We start from the raw sequence: 4,307 nt of genomic DNA, 5'->3' as shown, positions 1-4,307 counted from the left end.
CTTGTGGCATATGGCGCGCAGGATACGCTCGCGGCGGTTCTGTGCGTGGTTTGCGTGGTCATGCTGCGCTGCCTGAGCGTGCGGTTCAATTGGAAAACGGGCAGCGATAAGCTCATGCATCGTCATTAGGGCACGTACGGGGGCCGCAATGTACGATGGCGCTCCGTCTTCTGGGCGCTTGCTGCCAGGGGATTGAGCATTTGCGGGCCTTCCTTAAGGCGAATTCCTCTGTTTTTCTTTTTCGCTTCATTTCTTTGTTGCGGCATTTCCCGTGCTGCTGCTGTTTTTGTAACAGTTGGGCAAAGTCTCGCCCCGCGTGGCATGAGTCGGTCGTATTTTCGTTATAGTTACAAATTGCAATAGTAAGAATCGCATATCTGCGAAGGTCGGGCCGTCTGCGAGACGGCCTTTTTGAAAGGGTGAATTTCCGCTCATGTCCGTTGGCATAAGCCTTATCCTCGTCGTATTTTTCCTGGCCATGAACGCATTCTTCGTCATCGCCGAATTCGCGCTCGTGCGTGTGCGCAAGTCGCAGCTCGAGCTCGCCGTAGAGGAGGGCAAGCCGGGCGCCAAGGCGGCCATGGAAATTGCCCTGAATGTGAACAAGTATCTGTCGGCCTGCCAGCTGGGCATTACGCTTGCATCGCTTGCCTTGGGTTGGCTGGGCGAGCCGGCGTTTTCGGCTCTCATTCGACCGCTGTTCGTGTTGTTCGGCCTGCCCGAAGCTGTGATTTCCGTGGTGGCGGTGGCCATTGGCTACTTCATCATGACCACGCTGCATGTGGTGACGGGCGAGCTCATTCCTAAGTCGTTCGCGATTTTCGCCACCGAGCGTTATGCACTGTTCACCGCGCGTCCGCTTATGGCGTTCTATAAAATTACCTATCCCATTATGGTGCTGTTCAATGGCATCACTAATGCGGTGGTGCGCATTGCGGGCCACGACCCCGCCAACGAGCACGAGGTGTACACCGACGACGAAATCAAGCTGCTCATCGACGAGTCCACCGAAAGCGGCCTTATCGCGCCCGAGCAGAACGAGTTCGTGGACAATATTTTCGACATCGCCGACAAAGATGCCGAATCGCTCATGACTCCGCGCCCCGACATGGTGTGCCTGTGCATGAACGACACGTTGGAAGAAAACATGCGCATCGTCGCCGAGGCGAAGTTCACGCGTTTTCCCGTGTATCGTCGCGACAAAGACGATATCGTGGGCTTTGTGAGCGTGAAAGACCTGTACAACTTGTCGCCCGAAAGCACCATGGACGACGTGCGCGTGCGCCGCATCGTGGCGGTGCCTGAGGGCATGCCCGTGGTGAAGCTGCTCAAGGTGCTCAAGCGCGAGAAAACGAAGATGGCTCTGGTCGTCGACGAGCACGGCGGAACGTCGGGCTTGGTGACGATGGGCGATATCTTCGAGGAAATCGTGGGCGATTTCGATGACGAATACGCCCACGGCTTGAGCGATGCGCTTACCGAGGTTGCGCCGAACCACTTCATCACCACTGGCGCATGTCCTATTGACGATTTCGCTGAGCGCATGGGCTTCAAAAGCGAGAATTTCACCGAATACGAAACGCTCGGCGGCCTGCTGCTCGACGTGCTCGATCGAATTCCCGATGTGGGTGATGAAGCGAACTATGAGGAAGACGGCACTAAGGTACGTTTTGTGGTACGTTCGATGGATGCGCGCCGAATCAACCAGGTCGAATTCTGGGTGACGGAGGCTACGCCGGACGATCAACCGGCGTAAGCCGTTGACGCTGTGTAGCAATCTGGTTTTGTCTTGGCTTCCAATCGTCGCTCGCGTTCTGAAGCGTGCGTTGTTTCTCTTTCGGGGCAATCAGATTTTCCAGCTTGCTGCTCGCTGGCTTTGGTGCGAGCATTTCGTTGCGTTGCCGCCAGAGCAGTTCAATGTCACAATGAGCCGGTCTGATGATCGGCTCTTTTCGTTTGAGGAGTACCCATGCCCTATATCGAACTCGAATCGCTTGACGACGCGCGTCTCGATGTGTTCGCGCGCCTAACCGAGGCCCAGCTCCGCAATAAACTCGAACCTGAAAAAGGAATCTTCATTGTCGAGAGCGAGAAGGTTATCGATCGCGCATTGCTCGGTGGGGTGCAGCCGCTTTCGATGCTCATGACGCCTGAATGGGTCGATCGTACGCGCGAAATCGTGGCGCGCGCCGAGGCGGCGTGCGAAGAGCCCGGTGGGCTGCCGGTGTTCGTGGTTTCCGCGAAAGAGGCGGAACGCCTTACGGGTTTTGCGGTGACGCGAGGCATTCTTATGGCTTGCCGTCGTCCCCAGCTGCCGAGTGTGGAAGACCTTTTGGCTCGGGTTGACGCCGAAAAGGCCGCTCGCGCGGCGGCGGTTGTGGCAGGCGACCTTGATCCGGGTGAGGTGGGCAACATACACGATGCGAGCCGCAGGCGCATTGCGGTGCTCGAAGGCATCGTCGACCACACGAACGTTGGCGCTATTTTCCGCTCGGCGGCGGCCATGGGGATCGATGCGGTGCTCGTAACGCCTACGTGCTGCGATCCTTTGTATAGGCGCGCGGTGCGCGTATCGATGGGCTGTGTGTTTCAGGTACCGTGGACGCGCATTGGCGAAAGCGTGCGCGATTGGCCCGCGGCGGGGCTTGAACGTCTGGGTGCGCTTGGGTATAAGACGGCGGCCATGGCCCTGTCCGACGATTCCCTTCCGCTTGGCGCGCCCGAGTTGGCACAAATCGACAAGCTCGCGCTCGTGTTCGGCACCGAGGGCGATGGGTTGTCGAGCCATACGATTGCGGGCTGCGATTACACGGTGCGCATTCCTATGCGTCCTGGGGTCGATAGCCTGAATGTGGCGGCGGCAAGTGCGGTTACTTTTTGGGAGCTTTGCAAATAGTGGGATGCTGGTATTAGCCAGATACTAATAATACTTGCTTTTAGGTATCATATAAGGCACTAATAGAAACTATAATACATTCCATTCGATAGCATTACAGCTTCTATAAGAGCGCAGATATCCAGGAGATACTAAAATTAGTTTCAGAATGAAACCACAGGCCACGCTGTCATTTTGGACGCGTGGTCTTTTTCTTGATGCTGATTTGGGCCGCTCTGTTCTGGCTGGCGTCGCTTTCCTCTCGTACGTTTTTCTCAAATTAATCGAAAGGGAAGGAGCGTCGAATGAAGGCTTCGAAAAAGCAATGGTGGCGCGTATGCCTTACGTCGGTAGTCGTTGCGTTTGCCTTGGCGTGTTCATGCATGATTGCGGGTTGCGGCGGCGGATCTGGAGCCGTCGAATCGAAAGGGCGCGCGCCCGAGGCGAACGTCGACCCTTCCCGCATCGACTCGGGGAGCTACCTCGCCGACAATGGTTTCGGATACTCTGCCGACATGTGGTATATCGATGGCGACACGTCGCGCCCCGGCTTCTATCTAGAAGCGTGGACGGTCGTTTTGCCCGTGTTCTTTGACGAGAGCGGCAAGCCCATCGATCCCGACTGCGATGCCACGATAAAAGATAAGCATCTGGTGCCCTCCGAAGAATGCGAGCCTGGCTACGATATCGTTTTCGTTGACCCCATGACCTGCTACGACTCTGTGAGCAATACCTGGTATTCGCGTGGCGACTACAATGCCGTGATGGCAAAGGTCGTCAATACGAAATGGAAGTCGCTCACAAACGAGTCCATCGAAATCGAGCTGAGGGAAGATGGAACGCTTGTCGAGAGCCGCGATAGCAAGCAGGCTGAGGCGGGTACCTGGGCCATTACCGCCGTCGACCAGGTTGGTCTGTATTGGGACGATGAAGAGCCGGCGTGGAACTATGCCATCCATTGCGATTCGAACGGCAAGGCCGATAAGCTCGATTGGGGCTTTGACGGCAGCGGTGACTACGCACGCGTCGACTAGCGGTTTTCTTCATAAAGGCGATCAAGGGCTCCTCGCTTACAAGGCGGGGAGCCTTCTTTGTTGCGGCGTGTTCGCTCGCACGGCAGTCCTCGGGCCCCACGGCGTTCGCGGCAATCACGGCATTGTCCTTAACAATAATGGGGTCGCGTGCGGTTTTGTGGATGCCCGCTCGCGTCAGGCTTATTTTGCGAGTGCGGACGGGTTTGCAGGTGTGCGCTCGTGCGAGACTGCGTTCTGTGGGGCGTGGCCGTTCGATGGGCGCCTAGTCGCGCTAGGATTCGCCCTGGGTTTCTCGGCGGCATTGCCATTTCCGCACGCGTGCAATAGCATATTCGCTTGCATTGAGCTTATCGAAGAAAAGGAATCGCATGTCGCAACGTCAATTTATCCATCGCATT

Annotated in this window: 3 protein-coding genes; all 3 read left to right on the top strand. The window is 56.7% G+C overall.

Annotated features, from left to right (window positions below; genetic code table 11):
- Positions 1-433: 433 nt before the first annotated feature.
- The 3 genes from ACWI8T_RS08550 to ACWI8T_RS08540 all read left to right on the top strand — a co-directional run bounded on the left by ACWI8T_RS08550 (position 434) and on the right by ACWI8T_RS08540 (position 3,909).
- On the top strand, positions 434-1,756 hold the full coding sequence (locus ACWI8T_RS08550; protein ID WP_449138639.1) for a hemolysin family protein: 1,323 nt from the start codon (positions 434-436) through the stop codon (positions 1,754-1,756).
- A gap of 213 nt (positions 1,757-1,969) precedes the next feature.
- Positions 1,970-2,896, top strand: a complete 927-nt coding sequence (locus tag ACWI8T_RS08545) for a TrmH family RNA methyltransferase (RefSeq protein ID WP_449138638.1) — start codon at positions 1,970-1,972, stop codon at positions 2,894-2,896.
- Between the two features lie 284 nt (positions 2,897-3,180).
- Positions 3,181-3,909, top strand: a complete 729-nt coding sequence (locus ACWI8T_RS08540) for a hypothetical protein (protein ID WP_449138637.1) — start codon at positions 3,181-3,183, stop codon at positions 3,907-3,909.
- Positions 3,910-4,307 lie beyond the last annotated feature (398 nt).

Source organism: Slackia sp. (assembly GCF_977041755.1).
This window is presented reverse-complemented; position numbering and strand designations above follow the sequence as displayed.